General features: G+C 57.0%; 19 protein-coding genes. 7 read left to right on the forward strand and 12 right to left on the reverse strand.

The features are described from left to right. Window positions 1–33: 33 nt before the first annotated feature. On the reverse strand, window positions 34–606 hold the full coding sequence (locus tag ACOKCT_RS02350) for a DUF2239 family protein (protein ID WP_156654174.1): 573 nt from the start codon (window positions 604–606) through the stop codon (window positions 34–36). 211 nt (window positions 607–817) lie between these two features. After that, window positions 818–1,366, reverse strand: coding sequence for a TetR/AcrR family transcriptional regulator (locus tag ACOKCT_RS02355; protein WP_263951070.1), 549 nt, complete (start codon window positions 1,364–1,366; stop codon window positions 818–820). 81 nt (window positions 1,367–1,447) lie between these two features. Here ACOKCT_RS02355 and ACOKCT_RS02360 point away from each other — a divergent pair, with 81 nt between their 5' ends. Together ACOKCT_RS02360 and ACOKCT_RS02365 are read left to right on the forward strand one after the other, a co-directional pair. Further along, entirely contained in the window at window positions 1,448–2,656 is a 1,209-nt protein-coding gene (locus ACOKCT_RS02360) for an MFS transporter (RefSeq protein ID WP_103178844.1), read from the forward strand. After that, entirely contained in the window at window positions 2,656–3,468 is an 813-nt protein-coding gene (locus tag ACOKCT_RS02365) for a Cof-type HAD-IIB family hydrolase (RefSeq protein WP_420193126.1), read from the forward strand. The genes ACOKCT_RS02360 and ACOKCT_RS02365 overlap by 1 nt, the downstream gene beginning before the upstream one ends. A 196-nt stretch (window positions 3,469–3,664) precedes the next feature. Here ACOKCT_RS02365 and ACOKCT_RS02370 read toward each other — a convergent pair whose 3' ends face one another. Continuing rightward, a complete protein-coding gene (locus ACOKCT_RS02370) occupies window positions 3,665–4,900 on the reverse strand; it encodes an MFS transporter (protein ID WP_103178842.1) in 1,236 nt (411 codons plus the stop codon). Between the two features lie 167 nt (window positions 4,901–5,067). Between ACOKCT_RS02370 and ACOKCT_RS02375 the strand changes: the two genes are divergently transcribed. The 3 genes from ACOKCT_RS02375 to deoR all read left to right on the forward strand — a co-directional run bounded on the left by ACOKCT_RS02375 (window position 5,068) and on the right by deoR (window position 7,238). Then, window positions 5,068–5,796 (forward strand): phosphatase PAP2 family protein, encoded by a 729-nt coding sequence (locus tag ACOKCT_RS02375; protein ID WP_214421770.1) that lies wholly within the window; start codon window positions 5,068–5,070, stop codon window positions 5,794–5,796. A 7-nt stretch (window positions 5,797–5,803) separates the two neighbouring features. Beyond that, window positions 5,804–6,412 carry an undecaprenyl-diphosphate phosphatase gene (ybjG, locus tag ACOKCT_RS02380; RefSeq protein ID WP_156654169.1) on the forward strand — a complete coding sequence of 203 codons (609 nt, stop codon included), beginning with the start codon at window positions 5,804–5,806 and terminating at the stop codon, window positions 6,410–6,412. Between the two features lie 67 nt (window positions 6,413–6,479). Then, window positions 6,480–7,238: a DNA-binding transcriptional repressor DeoR gene (deoR, locus tag ACOKCT_RS02385; RefSeq protein ID WP_103823460.1), complete on the forward strand. Its 759-nt coding sequence runs from the start codon at window positions 6,480–6,482 to the stop codon at window positions 7,236–7,238. Between the two features lie 107 nt (window positions 7,239–7,345). Here the strand turns inward: deoR and dacC are convergent, their stop codons facing one another. Further along, window positions 7,346–8,551: a serine-type D-Ala-D-Ala carboxypeptidase gene (gene dacC / locus ACOKCT_RS02390; protein WP_103178834.1), complete on the reverse strand. Its 1,206-nt coding sequence runs from the start codon at window positions 8,549–8,551 to the stop codon at window positions 7,346–7,348. Window positions 8,552–8,807: 256 nt separating this feature from the next. On the opposite strand from dacC, the gene ACOKCT_RS02395 reads away from it, so the two are divergent. Next, on the forward strand, window positions 8,808–9,434 hold the full coding sequence (locus tag ACOKCT_RS02395; protein ID WP_103178833.1) for a glutathione S-transferase family protein: 627 nt from the start codon (window positions 8,808–8,810) through the stop codon (window positions 9,432–9,434). A gap of 1 nt (window position 9,435) precedes the next feature. Here ACOKCT_RS02395 and ACOKCT_RS02400 read toward each other — a convergent pair whose 3' ends face one another. Next, the gene (locus ACOKCT_RS02400; RefSeq protein WP_159339238.1) at window positions 9,436–10,554 is read right to left on the reverse strand and encodes a PQQ-dependent sugar dehydrogenase; all 1,119 of its coding nucleotides are present in this window, start codon (window positions 10,552–10,554) and stop codon (window positions 9,436–9,438) included. Between the two features lie 104 nt (window positions 10,555–10,658). Continuing rightward, window positions 10,659–11,042, reverse strand: a complete 384-nt coding sequence (gene bssR, locus ACOKCT_RS02405) for a biofilm formation regulator BssR (protein ID WP_103178831.1) — start codon at window positions 11,040–11,042, stop codon at window positions 10,659–10,661. Between the two features lie 294 nt (window positions 11,043–11,336). Between bssR and rimO the strand changes: the two genes are divergently transcribed. Beyond that, on the forward strand, window positions 11,337–12,662 hold the full coding sequence (gene rimO / locus ACOKCT_RS02410) for a 30S ribosomal protein S12 methylthiotransferase RimO (RefSeq protein WP_159339239.1): 1,326 nt from the start codon (window positions 11,337–11,339) through the stop codon (window positions 12,660–12,662). 51 nt (window positions 12,663–12,713) lie between these two features. On the opposite strand, the gene ACOKCT_RS02415 is transcribed toward rimO, so the two are convergent. Genes ACOKCT_RS02415 through ACOKCT_RS02440 form a run of 6 tightly spaced genes read right to left on the reverse strand, consistent with a single transcriptional unit; the run spans window position 12,714 to window position 17,339 of the window. After that, window positions 12,714–13,724 carry an SIS domain-containing protein gene (locus ACOKCT_RS02415; RefSeq protein WP_420193127.1) on the reverse strand — a complete coding sequence of 337 codons (1,011 nt, stop codon included), beginning with the start codon at window positions 13,722–13,724 and terminating at the stop codon, window positions 12,714–12,716. Window positions 13,725–13,737: 13 nt separating this feature from the next. Then, window positions 13,738–14,799, reverse strand: a complete 1,062-nt coding sequence (locus ACOKCT_RS02420) for an SIS domain-containing protein (RefSeq protein ID WP_156654161.1) — start codon at window positions 14,797–14,799, stop codon at window positions 13,738–13,740. Between the two features lie 12 nt (window positions 14,800–14,811). Next, window positions 14,812–15,657 carry a PTS system mannose/fructose/sorbose family transporter subunit IID gene (locus ACOKCT_RS02425; protein WP_103178827.1) on the reverse strand — a complete coding sequence of 282 codons (846 nt, stop codon included), beginning with the start codon at window positions 15,655–15,657 and terminating at the stop codon, window positions 14,812–14,814. Then, window positions 15,638–16,414, reverse strand: coding sequence for a PTS mannose/fructose/sorbose/N-acetylgalactosamine transporter subunit IIC (locus ACOKCT_RS02430; RefSeq protein WP_156654160.1), 777 nt, complete (start codon window positions 16,412–16,414; stop codon window positions 15,638–15,640). Before ACOKCT_RS02430 ends, ACOKCT_RS02425 begins: the two co-directional genes overlap by 20 nt. 16 nt (window positions 16,415–16,430) lie before the next feature. Next, complete coding sequence (locus ACOKCT_RS02435; protein WP_103178825.1) at window positions 16,431–16,901, reverse strand: PTS sugar transporter subunit IIB; 471 nt, start codon at window positions 16,899–16,901, stop codon at window positions 16,431–16,433. A gap of 15 nt (window positions 16,902–16,916) precedes the next feature. Further along, on the reverse strand, window positions 16,917–17,339 hold the full coding sequence (locus tag ACOKCT_RS02440) for a PTS sugar transporter subunit IIA (RefSeq protein WP_156654159.1): 423 nt from the start codon (window positions 17,337–17,339) through the stop codon (window positions 16,917–16,919). Between the last annotated feature and the right edge of the window lie 22 nt (window positions 17,340–17,361).

The raw sequence follows: 17,361 nt of genomic DNA on the forward strand, positions 1-17,361 counted from the left end.
CAAATTGCACAAAAATTTACACTTGTAGAGATTTTAGGCGTCCTGGTTCGCTTCTTCTTTGCTAAAGGCTAACCGTAGCGCGTACTCGCGCACATCCTGCGGCCAGTTTGCGATAGTGGCCGTAAACGTGGCTTCATCGTCAGCAAACAGCGCGCGCATGCTGGCCTCGTAGCCAGGAAGATCCCCGGCAATTTCGTACATAAAGTGATAGGCGCGGTCGTGGCGCTGGCGCTTGTTATCCACCGGTTTAGCGCTTTTCCTCGCCTGATCGATAAGCCTGCGCAGGGTGGCGGAAGCGCCGCCGGGCTGGGTAGCCAGCCACTCCCAGTGTCGGGGCAGCAGGGTGACCTCTTTTGCCGACACGCCCAGTTTTGGTCGTCCACGGGTTTTCACCGCGGTGCTTTCCGCCAGCTCCGGGTAGACCGCCAGGGTGCTGGCAATATCTGCATGAAGATGAATATCGAGGCGCTTGCCGCTGCGATCGTTAAAGATGAAAACGGTTTCACGACCGATGTTAGCGGATTGTAACTGCTGCATCAGTTCGCTCAGGGTTCCGTGCGCAATCTCCTGCTGCCGCCAGAAGGCGGTAAGGGTGATAGCGGGCATGTGCTTGCCTTTTTATCCGGGTAAAAATATAAGCGTAGGCTGACAATAAGAATGGTGCCAATTTTACCCGGGTAAAATTTATTATGCCCGTTTAGCCTGATATGATGCCATCGATTTGTGGATAAATTTTCAACACTATTTCTGGCACAATGTTACGTAAAAGTAAAATCACTATCTGCGTTTGCGGCAAAGGCTGTTGCTGACCTGACGCTTATCCCCCCTCCCCCGCAATCCGCCCTACCATCGCCCTTAACTCTTCTCGTGAAAGCGGCTGCCGGTCGGTAACAAAATGCAGCGTCATCCCTTCGATAAACGCATCCAGCGCGCGGGCGGTGACCGGATCAAACCACTGCTCCAGCGTCGTCTGGCTGGTTTTCATCCAGTCCTGCATCACGGTTTTTAACGACGGGCTGCGGTTCATAAAGGCATAAAGCTGGTACATCAGCGCCATATTGTGCGGCGTGGTGACCTGGGAGCTGTGAATCAGAGTGGTAATCGACTCGCAGGCCATCTCCGGCCCCGTCACCCCGGCAAAAAACTCGCGGTATTGCACCGACATCTGCTGCGTAAACCAGGTGAAGGCTTCCTCAAGCAGCGCGTCCATTCCGGCGAAATAGTAGGTCATCGACCCCAGCGGCACCCCGGCGCAGCTGGCGATTTTGCGGTGGGTGACGGCGTTCAGGCCGTGTTCGGCGATGGTGTCCAGGGTGGCCTGCAATATCCGTTCCCGCCGTTGCGGATCGTTGGGTCGTCTGTTCATTTTTACCTCAGCGAATTTATGTACAAATGTACACAAACTTGCTAGTGTTGTCTCCTGTGTTGTCCCTCTGGTACAGAAATCATGACCGACATCTCATCGCGCAAAAAGCTGCAACGCCGCCTGTGGGCGCTGTTTATGTTCTTCTTTATCCCCGGCCTGTTGATGGCCTCCTGGGCCACACGTACCCCCGCCATTCGCGACATTTTGTCGGTCTCGACGGCGGAAATGGGCATCGTGCTATTTGGCCTGTCGATAGGCTCGATGAGCGGCATTCTCTGCTCCGCCTGGCTGGTTAAGCGCTTCGGCACGCGGACCGTGATCCGCACCACCATGTGCTGCGCGATTCTCGGTATGATGATGCTCAGCGCTGCGCTATGGTTTGCCTCCCCGCTGGCGTTTGCCCTCGGGCTGACCGTCTTTGGCGGCAGTTTTGGCGCGGCAGAGGTGGCGATCAACGTCGAAGGCGCCACTATCGAGCAGGAGATGAACAAAACCGTGCTGCCGATGATGCACGGCTTTTACAGCCTCGGTACCCTGGCAGGCGCCGGTATCGGCATGGCCCTGACCGCCTCCGGTATCGCCGCCACGACCCATACGTTGCTGGCGGCGCTGGTCTGTATCGCCCCGGTACTGCTGGGGATCACCGCCATCCCGGACGGCAACGGCAAGAACCAGGCCGGTGAGAGCAAAAAGGGTGAGAAAGGCGTGCCGTTTTATCGCGATATGCAGCTGATGCTGATTGGCGTGGTGGTGCTGGCGATGGCCTTTGCCGAAGGTTCTGCAAACGACTGGCTGCCGCTGCTGATGGTGGACGGCCACGGATTCAGCCCCACCTCCGGCTCGCTGATTTACGCCGGGTTTACGCTCGGTATGACCGTCGGTCGCTTTACCGGCGGCTGGTTTATCGACCGCTACAGCCGCGTGACGGTGGTCCGCGCCAGCGCCCTGCTGGGCGGGCTGGGTATTGCATTGATTATTTTTGTTGATGTCGACTGGGTGGCCGGCGTGTCGGTGATCCTGTGGGGACTTGGCGCTTCGCTCGGCTTCCCGCTCACCATCTCGGCAGCCAGCGATACCGGCCCGGATGCGCCAGGGCGCGTCAGCGTGGTCGCCACCACCGGCTATCTCGCCTTCCTGGTGGGCCCGCCGCTGCTGGGCTTCCTCGGGGAGCATTATGGCTTACGCAGCGCCATGATGGTGGTACTGGGCTTAGTGATCATTGCCGCCCTGGTCGCCCGGGCAGTCGCTAAACCGGCGTCGCAGAGTGAATCTGTCATGGAGAATGGATAATGAGCGTTAAGATGATTGCGGTTGATATGGATGGCACCTTCCTGAACGATGCGAAGGAGTACAATCGCGCGCGCTTTCTGCGCCAGTATGCGCAAATGAAGGAGCGTGGCATACGGTTTGTGGTCGCCAGCGGTAACCAGTACTACCAGCTGATCTCCTTTTTCCCGGAGATAGCCGATGAGATCGCCTTCGTCGCTGAAAACGGCGGCTGGGTGGTAAATGCCGGAGAAGATGTTTATAACGGCGAGCTGACCCAGGCGCAGTTCGCCACCGTCGCAGAGTTTCTCTGTTCCATCCCGGAAGTGGAAGTGATCGCCTGCGGGAAAGGCAGCGCCTATACCCTCAAGCACTATGGCGAAGCGTTCCACGACGTTGCCGCGAAATATTATCACCGCCTGGAAAAGGTGGATAACTTCGACAACTTTAACGATATCTTCTTTAAATTCGGGCTGAATCTGCCGGATGAGGCGATCCCGCGCATCCAGGAGATGATCCACGACAAACTGAGCGATATTATGGTGCCGGTGACCACCGGCTACGGCAATATCGACCTTATCCTGCCGGGGATCCACAAGGCCAACGGCCTGCGTCTGCTTCAGGAACTGTGGGGCATTGATGACAGCGAAGTGGTCGCCTTTGGCGACAGCGGTAACGACGTGGAGATGCTGAGCCAGGCCGGGTTTAGTTTTGCCATGGCCAACGCCCGGGATCACATCAAAGCGATCGCCCGCTATGAGGCGCCGCACAATAATGAAGAAGGGGTGCTGGAGATTATCGACCGCGTCCTGAACGGCGAGGCGCCGTTCAGCTAAGGCCATGCCCGGCGGCGCGTTGCTTGCACGGGCCTGCGACTTTGTAGGCCGGGTAAGCGCAGCGCCACCCGGCAAAAATGCGAGCACAGTGCCTATGCCCGGCGGCGCTTCGCTTGCGCAGGCCTACGGGTTCGCAGGTCTTGTAGGCCGGGTAAGGCTAAGCCGCCACCCGGCAAAATGCGGGCACCATGCCCGCTTAATCCGGTTGTAACGAACTGCCCACCCGCTTGTCTTTCAGGAAGACAAACATCAGCGCCAGCCACAGCAGGCCGTTTACCAGATTAAACAGGCTGAACAGCCCGTTGCCGCCGCTGCTGAAGGCGTGTTTGCTCACCTCAATGCCCACGGTAAAGATCAGCATCTGTAACATGCCCATCGCCGCCGACACCGTCCCTTTGCTCACCTCGCTGGCAAACAGCGTCAGACGCACCAGCCCGGCGTTTGCCAGCCCAATACCAAACGCGTAGATGCTGAGACCCGCGGTCATCCACAGGTAAGCGTGCGATGAGACGACCGTCGCCACCGCGGCCACCACCAGCCCAATCACGATCGGCCAGCCGCCCATAATAATCAGCGAGCGCACGGTACGGCGCGAGGTCAAACGGGCCAGCACGATATTACCCACAATCAGCGCACCAAAAATCGGCACCTGCAGCAGGCCATATTCGTAGCTGCTGAGGTTTTCGCCGCTGATGATGATCACCGGCGACTGGGCGATCCACGCCAGCAGCGGCAGACAGACAAAGCCAATCGCCAGCGCCCCGGCCACAAAGCGACCGTTTTTCAGCACCTCTTTATAGTCGCGCCCCAGCTCCTGCAGTGAGAGCTTTTCGCCGATGCGGGTAGCCGTTTCGGGCATCGCCCGGTGCAGACCATAAAACGAGATGGCGGCCAACACGGCAAACAGCACAAACATCCCCTCCCATGGCGCGACGTGCACCCACGCCGCCCCTACCAGGGGGCCCAGCAGCGGCGCAATCAGCGCCACGTTAGCCATCAGGGCGGTGATTTTGATGCACACCGCCTCCTCAAACGACTCCTGGATGGCGGCGTACCCGACCGCGCCGATAAAGCACAGGCTGACCCCCTGTAAAAAACGCAGCACCATAAACTGCTCGATGGTTTGCGCCAGCAGGGTCGCCAGACAGGTGACGATAAACCACGCCACCCCGGTGAGCATCACCGGACGACGGCCAATACGGTCCGACAGCGGGCCGAGCAGCCACTGTAAAAACATCCCCCCCGCCAGGTAAGCGGTCATGGAGGTGGGCACCCACTCGATCCCGGCGTTGTACTGCGCCACTACGGCGAGCATGCCGGGCTGGATCATATCGTTACCGATATAGGTGGAGAATTCGTAAAGCACCAGGCACAGGGGGAACAACAACGCCTGACGCCCCAGGCGAGTGCCAGAAGAAGAACGGTTTAACATGGAGTCTCAATATCCGATAAAAAATCGCGCAGAGTGTAATGAAATGGCCGCGCCAGCGATAGCAGATTCACGCAGCAGTTCAGAAATAACGCACAAATCGCCGTCGTTTAAGGTTTCCTTAAGTTGGCATCCGTATGCTTAGGCTTTTCCAGTCATTGACCTTAATTATGACACAGATTTCCTCCGCTTCAGAATTGTCTAAGTTAAAGAGTTCTAAGACAAAACCCCTTTACCCTTTGCCGGTACGTTTTTATGTTAACCAGTTCATTGTGCTGCTGGTGCTGGCCGCGGTTTTTACCTGGCTTTCGCGGGATGAAACCCTCGACAGGGTGCTGACCGGCTACTGGTTTGATGCGGCGAGCCAACACTTTCCGCTGCAGCAGAACGCGCTGCTCGATCTGCTCAATCATCGACTGGCGAAATACCTGACCATCACTCTGGCCGCCGGGATGCTGCTGTACGGTATCTGGCGACGCAACGCTCAGTGGGTGACCGGGGCGTTGCTGATGGGGCTTGGCACGGCGGTGGTGGGCATACTGAAAGCCACCAGCCATCACAGCTGCCCCTGGGACCTGGTGGAGTACGGCGGCAAAGCGCTGTCCTATCCCCTGTTTGACGCCGCCCCTGCCGGCAGCGGCCCCGGGCGCTGTTTTCCGGGCGGGCACGCCTCAAGCGGCTTTATGGTGATGGGGCTGTTCTTCGCCTTCTGGCGTGAACGTCCGCGCCTGGCCTGGGGAATGGTCGCCGCGGGTATCGTGCTCGGGCTGGGGATGGGCTATGGCCAGGTGATGCGCGGTGCACATTTCTTCTCCCATAACCTGTGGGCAGGCTGGTGGGTGTGGTTTTCTCAGGTGGTGGCCTATGGCCTGGTGTCCGCCTGGTTTGCAAAAGAGTAACGAGGATATGTTAGAAGATCTGAACTACGGACTGTTTCATCTGATCAATGCCACACCTGCTTCAGCGGAGTGGAGCATTAATCTCGCCACCTTTGTGGCGAAAGACCTGATCAGCATCGTGCCGGCGCTGATTGCGATCCTCTGGCTGTGGGGACCGCGCAAACAGGTGGGTGCCCAGCGCCAGCTGGTGATTAAAATTGCCATGGCGCTGGTGATTAGCCTGGCAGCGTCGTGGCTGCTGGGGCATCTCTTCCCTCATGACCGCCCGTTTGTCGATCGTGTCGGCTATAACTTCCTGCCTCACGCCGCAGACGACTCCTTCCCGAGCGATCACGGCACCGTCATTTTCACCTTTGCGCTGGCGTTTCTGTTCTGGCACCGCGTCTGGTCGGGCATCGTCTTAATGATGGTAGCCTGCGCTGTCGCCTGGTCCCGCGTCTATCTTGGCGTGCACTGGCCGATGGATATGCTGGGCGGGCTGATGGTCGGCTTGCTGGGCTGCCTTAGCGCGCAGATCCTCTGGAATCTGTGCGGTGACGTTATCTATCAACGTCTTTCGCAGCTTCACCGCTTCTGCTTTGCCCTGCCTATCCGTAAAGGCTGGATACGTGACTAAGTCGGGTTTAGCGAGTTAAACTTGAGCCCCCGGCGTAACGGGGGTTCATTTTTGGCTCCGAGGACCTATGGAAACACGACGTGACGAACGGCTGGCTCAACTGATTAATGCGCTTAAGCGCAGCGATAAATTGCATCTGAAAGAAGCCGCCGCGCTGCTGGGTGTCTCTGAGATGACCATTCGACGGGATCTCAACAGTGAAAGCGGCCCCGTAGTGCTGCTTGGCGGCTATATCGTCCTCGAACCCCGCAGCGCCAGCCACTATCTGCTGAGCGATCAAAAGACCCGCCTGGTGGAAGAGAAGCGCAAAGCCGCACGTCTGGCCGCCTCGCTGGTGCAGCCGCATCAAACGCTCTTTTTCGATTGCGGTACCACTACCCCCTGGATCATCGAAGCCATTGATAACGACCTGCCCTTTACCGGCGTCTGCTACTCCCTGAATACGTTCCTCGCCCTGCAGGAAAAACCGGGGTGCCGGGTGATCCTCTGCGGCGGCGAGTTCCACGCCAGCAATGCCATTTTCAAACCGCTCAATCTGCAGGACACGCTTAATAATCTCTGCCCGGATATCGCCTTTTACTCCGCGGCGGGTGTGCATGTCCGTCAGGGCGCGACCTGCTTTAATCTGGATGAGCTGCCGGTAAAACAGTGGGCGATGAGCATGGCTCAGTACCATGTGCTGGTGGTGGATCACAGCAAGATAGGTAAAGTGCGCCCGGCGAGAATGGGCGAGCTGACCTGTTTTGATGCCATCGTGAGCGACTGCCGTCCGGATGAGGAATTGGTTGCTTATGCTAAGGCGCAGCAGATAAAGCTGATGTACTGAGTGGGGTTTACTGCCCGGCGGCGCTGCGCTTGCACGGGCCTACGATTCAGGCGTTTGGGCTGTTCATAGGCCGGGTAAGGCGAAGCCGCTACCCGGCGCTGTTTTATTTACTTAAACCAACCCCCAAACCATTCGTGGAATTTCATCATGACGAAATCCCACATCCGGCCAAAGAAGCCCCCCTCTTCCACCGCCTCCATCACAATCAGCGGACGCTGTTCGATGGATTTGCCGTTCAGCTGGAAGTCGATGGTACCGACCACCTGGCCTTTCTTCAGCGGCGCAGTGAGCTGTTTGTCGGTGAGGGTGTAGCTGGCCTTCAGGTTTTTCAGCTGGCCGCGCGGAATGGTCACGGAACCGCTCTCCCCGGCGCCGAGTTTAACCTCGCTCTTGTCGCCAAACCAGACGCGCTGGCTGACAAACGTCGCATCCGGCTTGATAGGGGTAACAGTTTCGAAGAAGCGGAAGCCCCAGGTCAGCAGTTTTTCCGACTCGTTAAAGCGGATGCGGTCGGTTTTGGTGCCCAGCACCACTGAGATCAGACGCATATCGCCCTGGGTCGCCGACGCCACGAGGTTGTAGCCAGCCCCCGCCGTGGTTCCGGTTTTCATCCCGTCAACGTTAAGGTTGCTGCTCCAGAGCAGGCGGTTACGGTTCGGCTGGCGGATTTTGTTGAAAGTAAACTCTTTCTCTTTGTGGATCGCATACTCTTCCGGCACGTCATGAATCAGTGCCTTACCGAGCAGGGCCATATCGCGGGCGGTACTGAACTGGCCCGGCGCATCCAGACCGTGAACGGTTTTAAAGGTGGTGTTGGTGAGGCCCAGTCGCTGGGCATAGCCATTCATCAAACCAATAAAAGAATCCTGACTGCCGGCCACATAATCGGCCAGCGCGATACAGGCATCATTTCCTGACTGAATGATTACCCCTTTGTTCAGGTCAGAAACCGCCACCTGATCGCCAGGCTTCAGGAACATGACCGAGGAGCCGCGCAGCGCCGGGTTACCGGTCGCCCAGGCATCTTTACCGATGGTCACCATGTCGGTGAGCTTGATTTTGCCCGCTTTCAGCGCCTGCCCTACCACGTAGCTGGTCATGATTTTGGTCAGGCTTGCAGGATCAAGTTTCTCGTCAGCGTTGCCCTCGGCCAGCACTTTACCGCTGGCGTAGTCCATCAGTATCCAGGCGCGCGCATCAACCGGCGGTGCCTCTGGCGCCGCCTGTTCCGCTGCGTACAGCGAAGGTGCAAAAAGGACCAGCAGCGCACTACCTGCTACCAGACCACGTAAATAAGAAGTTTTTCGCATCATGTTGCCACCCGAATGTCCATTCCAAAAATCACGTCATACCGCCGTGTCGCAAGAAACGTTGATTAATAACGTACTAATGGCTTTAAAAAAACTAAAACCTGGTAAACTTTTTTAAAGTTTACGCAATTACAATCCGATAAGCTTTGACCCCATCGATTTTTTTCGTCTCTGTTGCGTATTTGTTAGGTTTATCCCAACATGGAAGCCCTACACACGGATCTCATCCTGATATCGGCTTTAATTATAAGGGGTTATTATGATTACTTTGTGGGGCCGGAACAATTCAACGAACGTCAAAAAGGTGCTCTGGACGCTGGAAGAGCTCGATTTACCCTTCAACCAGATCATGGCGGGAATGCAGTACGGGGTGAATAAAGAGGCGGAGTATCTGGCGATGAATCCCAATGGCCTGGTACCGCTGCTGCGCGATGACGAAACCGATCTGACGCTGTGGGAGTCCAACGCTATTGTGCGCTACCTTGCGGCGCAATATGGACAGAACAGGCTGTGGATCGATGCCCCTGCGAAGCGTGCCGTGGGTGAGAAGTGGATGGACTGGGCTAACCAGACGCTCTCCCCCGCCCACCGGGTGATCCTGATGGGGCTGGTGAGAACCCCGGAAGCCGAACGTAACTATGCGGCGATTAACGCAGCAAAAGAGAGCTGCGAATCCCTGTTCGCCATGCTGGATGAGGCTCTCGCAACGCAACCGTGGCTGTCGGGCGATGCGTTTGGCGTGGGGGATATCGCCGTCGCACCGTTTGTCTGGAACCTCACCAACGTCGATCTTGAGTGGACGCCGCGCCCCAATCTGGCGCGCTGGCTGACCAACCTGAGCGAGCGACCGGCATACCGCAACGTGGTGATGATCCCGGTCAGCTAAGCTATGTCCCGGACGGGCTGACCTTCAACAGCTGCCCGTCCGACTCATCGGTCAGCACGTATAAATAGCCATCCGGCCCGACCCGCACATCGCGCACCCGCTGATTGCGATCCCCCAGAATACGCCCCTCTTCCGTCACGCGATTGCCGTTAACGTTCAGCACAATCACATCTTTGTCTTTCAGCGCGCCGATAAAGAGTTTGTTCTTCCACTGCGGGAAAACATCGCTGTTGTAGAAGGCCATGCCGCTGAGGGCCGGGGACTGCTTCCAGACAAACAGCGGCGGCTCGGTGCCTGCCACCTGCTCGCCCTTCGCTTCCGGTATCGGCAATCCGCTGTAGTTGATGCCGTGCGTCGCCAGCGGCCAGCCGTAGTTTTTGCCCTTTTCCGGAATGTTGATTTCATCGCCGCCGCGTGGGCCGTGCTCATTAAGCCACAGCGTATCGCTCCACGGGTTCATCGCTAACCCCTGCGGGTTACGAATGCCGTAAGACCAGATCTCGGGTCGTGCGCCCTGACGGTTTACGAACGGGTTATCGTCCGGTACGGCCCCCTGGTCAGTAAGACGCACCACTTTGCCCTGCAGCTTGTCCAGATCCTGGGCGGTGGGCCGCTGATTATTCTCCCCCAGGGCGATATAGAGATAGCCTTTCCCGTCGAACACCAGCCGGCCACCAAAGTGATTGCCTGTGGAGAGTTTTGGCTGCTGGCGGAAGATCACCTTGAAGCCCTCCAGCCGGGTATTGTCGTCGCTGAGACGGCCATACCCTACCGCGGTGCCCGCTTTACCGTCATCCCCCGCTTCGGCATAGCTCAGCCAGACCCGACGCGACGTGGCAAAATCAGGGGCCAGCGCCACGTCAAGCAACCCGCCCTGGCCGTTAGCCCAGACCTTTGGCACGCCGACGATGGGATCGGAGAGCCCTTTGCCCGCCTGCCAGCGCTTAAGCTGCCCGCCTTTCAGGGTGATCAACATCCCCTGATCTTCCGGCAGGAACGCCAGCGCCCACGGATGATCGAGTTTATTTTGCAGTACCGAAACCTTCACGTCGGCTGACGCGGCAAACAGCGAGGCAGAGATCAGTAACAATGGCAGGGAAATAAGCGAGGATCGACGCATAATGCACTCCTTTACAAGGTATGACTTAAAGGTAGCCACTCAGCGCAGGGGCATTATCACTTTTACAAAAGCTTAAGCAGTTGGGGGAGTTGCCTCCCCCGGGGTCAGCTCCGAATCAGCGGTGTATGCGATTTCAGATACTGGATGCAGAGAGTGAGATCGTTCAGACAGCTTTCCAGCTTCTCTGCGTTGACGGCGATGAATGTCGGGCAATCATGGTTGCCGGTCATCATACAGACGCCTGCGGTGGTGAGCGAACCGGCGGCACGATAGAGCATCGCCTGCTCCTCAGCATTGCAGTGCGCCCTCAGTTCAGGCGCTTTTTCACGCATGTAAGTACAAAGTTCAAAAAAATTGTCACGCAGATGGTCGCTTTCGCTGACTGACATATACCCCTTCGCTTTCCTTAACTGCAGATAGGCCGCGAGATCGATTCGGGCGTTGATCATCTTGTTAAGAAGATCGCGTTTTAGTCTGTCAACGGACATGCTTTTTCCCCCCTTGTCAGCCTTAGTACACTCTTAGATTATGTCTATTTTTTGCGCAGTTTAATGCGTCAGGTCAATAATCCACGGCGGATGACTGACATTTACAATGTTAAATTGTCCCGGATGGGTATCGCCAAAAACAGGCGGACCCGCAGGCGCTTAAATCCTTATTCTTCTTCCGGTGCGCAATATCAGGCTACCTGCGTCTGCCGCTGCACAGATCGCTATAAATTCGCCGCGGAAATCTGTACAATCCCTGCCCTGATAACTCCATAACTGACTACTTTTTAATCTATGAGCAATGTTACGCACCAGCCGAAAATCGGCTTCGTCTCTCTGGGCTGCCCGAAAAACCTGGTGGATTCCGAACGTATCCTGACCGAGCTTCGCACCGAAGGCTATGACGTGGTACCAAGCTACGACAACGCCGATATGGTGATCGTTAACACCTGCGGCTTTATCGATAGCGCCGTACAGGAGTCTCTGGAAGCCATCGGTGAAGCACTCACCGAAAACGGCAAGGTGATTGTCACCGGTTGCCTGGGTGCCAAAGTCGATCAGATCCGCGAAGTCCATCCTAAGGTGCTGGAAATCACCGGTCCGCACAGCTATGAGCAGGTGCTGGAACATGTGCACCACTACGTGCCAAAACCAAAGCACAACCCGTTCCTGAGCCTGGTGCCGGAACAGGGCGTGAAGCTGACGCCCCGTCACTATGCGTACTTAAAAATTTCCGAAGGCTGCAACCATCGCTGCACCTTCTGCATTATCCCGTCGATGCGTGGCGATCTGGTGAGCCGTCCGATTGGCGAAGTGCTGGCCGAAGCCAAACGTCTGGCCGATGCGGGCGTAAAAGAGCTGCTGGTGATCTCTCAGGATACCTCCGCCTACGGCGTGGACGTGAAGCACCGCTCCGGTTTCCACAACGGCGAGCCGGTGAAAACCAGCATGGTCGGCCTGTGCGAACAGCTCGCTAAGCTGGGCATCTGGACCCGTCTGCACTACGTCTACCCTTACCCGCACGTGGACGACGTGATCCCGCTGATGGCGGAAGGCAAGATCCTGCCGTACCTGGATATCCCGCTGCAGCACGCCAGCCCGCGCATCCTGAAGCTGATGAAGCGTCCTGGCTCCGTTGACCGCCAGCTGGCGCGCATCAAGCAGTGGCGTGAAATCTGTCCGGATCTGACCCTGCGCTCCACCTTTATCGTCGGCTTCCCGGGTGAAACCGAAGAAGATTTCCAGATGCTGCTCGATTTCCTGAAAGAAGCCCGTCTGGATCGCGTGGGTTGCTTCAAGTACAGCCCGGTTGAAGGCGCGACCGCCAACGAACTGGCGGATCAGGTGCCGGAAGAGATCAAAGAAGAGCGCTGGAACCGCTTCATGCAGCTGCAACAGCAGATCTCTGCTGAACGTCTGCAGGAGAAAGTGGGCCGCGAAATTCTGGTGATCATCGACGAAGTGGATGAAGAAGGCGCCATTGGCCGCAGCATGGCCGACGCCCCGGAAATCGACGGTGCGGTCTACCTGAACGGTGAAACGAAGGTGAAACCGGGCGATATCGTGCGCGTGAAGGTTGAAAATGCTGACGAATATGACCTGTGGGGCAGCCGGGTTTAATCACACAGCTACATAGATTAAGGGGACGTCACGTCCCCTTTTTTATTGTGATTAATACTCAAACTGCCGGTAATAACGGCGGATATCCAGACTGTGGCCGGTGTAATGCTCGAAGTGGGCGGCAAGACGGTCCACCAGCAGGGTTGAGATGACGCACGGCGCCAGCAGCCAGCGGAACGCATCGTCAATGCCCGCCAGGGTGTAATCACGCGGATCAAACACCACCAGATTATCGGTAATTTTCGCCGCGAAACGTTCGACGCGGTCGTCCAGCGCCCGGCATTTGCCCTCGCCTTTGACCAGGAACAGCGGCACCTCTTTCTCCAGCAGCTCCAGCGTGCCGTGGAAAAACTCCGCAGACGAAACCGATTTGGTGCGCTTCCACTGCATCTCCTCCAGAATGCACATCGAGAAGAGATAGACTTCGCCCCACATCTCCGCGCCGCCAATCCACATCATATAATCGGCGGTATGGTATTTTTGCGCGATGGCATCCGCCTGTGGATCAAATTGCTTTTTGGCGTTAAGGAGATTCTCAGGTAACAGCTCCAGCTGGCTGGCAAAGCGGTCGTAATCCACGAATTCCCCGTTACGATGCAGTAAGCGGAAAAATACCCAGTAGAGCAGCATATATTCATATTCCACGCCGTTCTTGTGCCGCATCGGAATATGCCAGGTGGCGGCATTCGCCAGCGGTGAGTCGCTGTTTTTGGTGATCGCCACCACGCGGATCCCCTGCGCCTTGCACCATTCGGCAATCGCCACCGACTCTTTGGTATCCCCCGATTTCGACAGCGTAATCACCACGGAATCTTTATTTAAGCGTTTATGTCCGGCATGAATTAATTCTGCCGCCTGTTCAAGGTAAACCGGTATTTCGGTTAATTCCCGGGCGAAGGCGTTAATGGCCATCATCGGCGCCAGCGATCCCCCTACCGAGGCGAAAAATAACGTGCTGAAGCCCTGCTGAATAATCTCATCAGCAACCTGTTCCGCCTGTTTACGCGCAGCAACAATCTCACGAGCACTGGTCAGGTACTCGTCCTGATTAAAACCTAACATAGTTGTTCTCCTGCTATATTTTGCTTTTTAAAACCCGATCGAAGTCATCGAAGATACGCACCGAGAGATCGATGCCTTTGGCGCAGGCGGTACGCCAGGCCAGAATTTGCATGGGGACAATCAACAGCAGCGGCGAGAGCAGATGCGGCAGGCCGCAGTTCAGCGCCAGGGTATTTTCCTGCTCCTCGCCCGTCAGCGTCACCAGAAACGTCTGTTTAACCGCCGGGGCCATATAGTCCCTGAGCGCCCGCAGGCGTGGGTTTGGTGCATCCTCAATAAAGAACATCACATGCTCTGCGTTGGCCTCCAGATAGGGGCCATGCATGTAGGCTTCCAGCTCAAATCCGCCGGACGGCACCCGCACCGTTTCGGTGAACTTGGTTTCGAACTCCTTCGCCACCCCGGTCAGGGCCCCTTCGCCGATGGCAACAAAGCGTGTGCCCTCCCGAAGAGTGTGCTGATGGTGCGCGAAAAACGTCTCCGTGCGGGCGATGGTGTCGGGGATCGCCGTTGCAAGCTGGTGCAGCGCCTTCAGGTAGTCCTGTGCTTCCCGTTCATCAATCTGCTGTTGCGCCTGGGCAAGCGTGAGCGCAACCAGCAGCAGATTGAGCACCGTGGCGCTAAAGCCGCGGGTCACAAACCCCACCTTCTCGATCCCGGTATGGATATCCAGCACACGATCGCAGCGGCGGCCTATCGGGCTATCCGGGTCTGACGTCAGGGCGAACACCGGCAGCCCGGCGGCCTGCACTTTTTCCATCGCCGCCAGCGTCGAGGCGCTTTTTCCGCTCTGGGAGACCACCAGCACCATGTCGGTGTGCGGGTCGATGGCTTCATAATGCACAAAGTTGTACGGCTCCTTGATTTCCACCAGCAGGCCGAAGCGGTGTTCAAAGAAGTAGCGCGCGCACATCGCCGCATTGAGCGACGATCCGGTCGCCAGCACCAGCAGACGGCGTACCGGGTGCTGACGGGCAAAGGCCTCCAGCGATTCGAGATGAGCCGGATAGTGCCGGAGAATATTCTCCAGCGCCGCAGGCTGCTCCTCGATATAGGTCATCATTGTTGGTTGCATCGTTTTCTCCGCTTAAAACAGACCGATCCACGAACCCAGAATGCCCACCAGCGCCATGCCGCCGATGATGGTGAGCGGTTTTACCTTGCGCCCCAGCAGCCAGTAGACAATGCCGAAGCTGATAAGGGGCAGCAGACAAGGCATGATGTTGTCGATGATCCCCTGGACCTCGGTTTTCGCCTCTCCCGCGCCGAAGGAGACAGGGATAGTGATGTTGATCATCGAGGCGGCCATCGCCCCCACCACCATCAGCCCGATAATCGACGCCCCGTAGGTAAGGCTCTCCATCATCCCGCTCTTCTGCACCCGATGGAGCACCCCGGTGCCCAGCACGTATCCCCAGCGGGTAAAAAGCCAGCGCACCAGAATGTGCGGCACGTTAAACACCAGCAGGAACAGGATTGGCCCCAGGATGTTGCCCTGCAGCGCCAGGCTGGTGCCGATCCCGGTGGCGATCAGGCGCAGCGTCCCCCAGAAGAAGGAGTCCCCCAGCCCGGCCAGCGGCCCCATCAGCGACGCCTTCACGTTGTCGATTGCCGTGCCGTCCATCTCGTTTTGCTGGCTGTTTTTCTCCTCCATCGCCGTGGTGATGCCCAGCAGCAGCGTGACGATATGCGGCGTGGTGTTGAAGAACACCAGGTGGCGTTTTAGTGCCGCCGCCAGCGCGGCCTTTTGCGGATAGAGCTTTTTCAGCACCGGGATCAGGGCATAGACGAAGGCAAGGTTCATCTGCCGCTCATAGTTCCAGGAAAACTCCATCTGGAACGACCGCCAGAACACCCGGCGCAGATCGCGGGCGTTAATCGCGTTCTCATCCTGCGTCTCGGGCAGGGTCTCTTCAGAAATCTTCGTCGTCATCAGCGACTCCTTGATCGGTCGTTGTACGGGGAGCGTTAGGGGCGGTCATATTGACCATCACCACCGCCACAATGGCACCGAGAATGGCGATACCGGTGACGGGTATTTTCAGGTACGCCATCAGGGCAAAGCCGAGGAAGAAGAACGGGGCCACTTTTTTGTTGATCAACAGCCGGGCGAGCATGGCAAAGCCCAGCGCCGGAATGATCCCCGTCGCCACGCTTAACCCGTGCTTAATAAATTCCGGGATGGCATCCAGCAATGATTTCACCGCGCTGCTGCCCACCAGGAATGACACCGTCACCACCGCCGCCAGCATCAGCGACAGACCAAACCCGGCGATAAGGTGCATCCGCTCGATACCGCCGGTATCCGCCTGTTCGGCATAGCTGTCGGCCTTCTGGCTGAGCATGGGGATAAACATGCCGAGATAGACGTTTTTCAGCACCAGCGTCAGGGTGGCGATTGGCAGGCCGAGCAGCAGCGCCGTTTCCGTTCCCGCCCCGGAGGTGATGGCGAATGCCACGCCGAGCACCCCGCCGGTGACCACGTCCGGCGGGATCGACGCCCCCACCGAAAACGAGCCGATAAACGCCAGCTCGAGCGTCGCGCCCATCACCACCCCCGTCTGCACATCGCCCAACACCAGCCCGGTTAACAGGCCGGTGACAATGGGCCGGGAGAGCAGCGAGGTGCCGAGGGCATATTCAGACTGGGCGATAAACGCCACCAGTCCGAGTAAAAGTGCCTCTACCATAGTGAGTCCTCATGAATTACAGCGTTTCGGCTAATAACTGCTTGCGATCGTTCGGCACCTGGCGTATTTCGACTTCAATACCGTTGCCGACCAGTTGAGTAAGTTTTTCTATTTCGTCCGGCAGCAAATTAATGGCCTTAGAGATATTGCGCGCCCCCTCTTTCGCTTTAATGCCGCCAAGATTAATGCTTTTAATACCGTCCACCGCCGAAGCTAAACGCCAGGCATCGTCTACGGACTCCACAACGATAAAAAGATGATATTTATCGGTGACGCCGCTTTTAATGGCTTCAATGGAGTCGTTGATATTTTTAATCACCAGCTTCACCGCGGGCGGTTTTGCCAGCTTGATGGTCGTTTTACGTAATTCATCATTGGGCACACTGTCGTTGGCAATTAATATGCAATCCGCCCCGACATACTGGGTCCAGGAAAAGGCGACCTGTCCGTGTAATAATCGGTGGTCAACGCGTAATAACGTAATCATTATTCTTCCTCTCGATCAGAAGTCTTTATCCGCCTGCAGCGCACTGGCAATAGACTGGTTGCAATACTGAATACTCTCTCTGGAACTGAATAACGCTTCGTGAATTAATTTCTCGCTATCCTGCTCATCCGCTGAAATCAGCAAGCCGATCACCAACGGGAGATTGAGGCCTGCGATCAAATGAAAATTTGGCCGGTGCAAAAAGCGGATAAATTCGTTGTTGACGCTACCGGCAAAAATATCGGTGATCGCAATCACCTCATCCTCTTCGGGCAGGCTGGCGAGTAAGGTTTCTACCTGCTCGGTTAAATCGCGGTTCTCGTCGACGTAGGCGCAGAGCGTATGGATGTCCTGCTGCTTGCCGAGGATCAGCTCAACCGAATCGAGTAACCCGCGGGCAAAGGTGCCGTGACTGGCAAAAATGTAATGTCGTTTCATCCTGTCCTCGAAAGCTCATTCC

It is taken from the genome of Leclercia sp. M-A074-M, from assembly GCF_965195605.1.
Taxonomy (GTDB): Bacteria; Pseudomonadota; Gammaproteobacteria; order Enterobacterales; family Enterobacteriaceae; genus Enterobacter.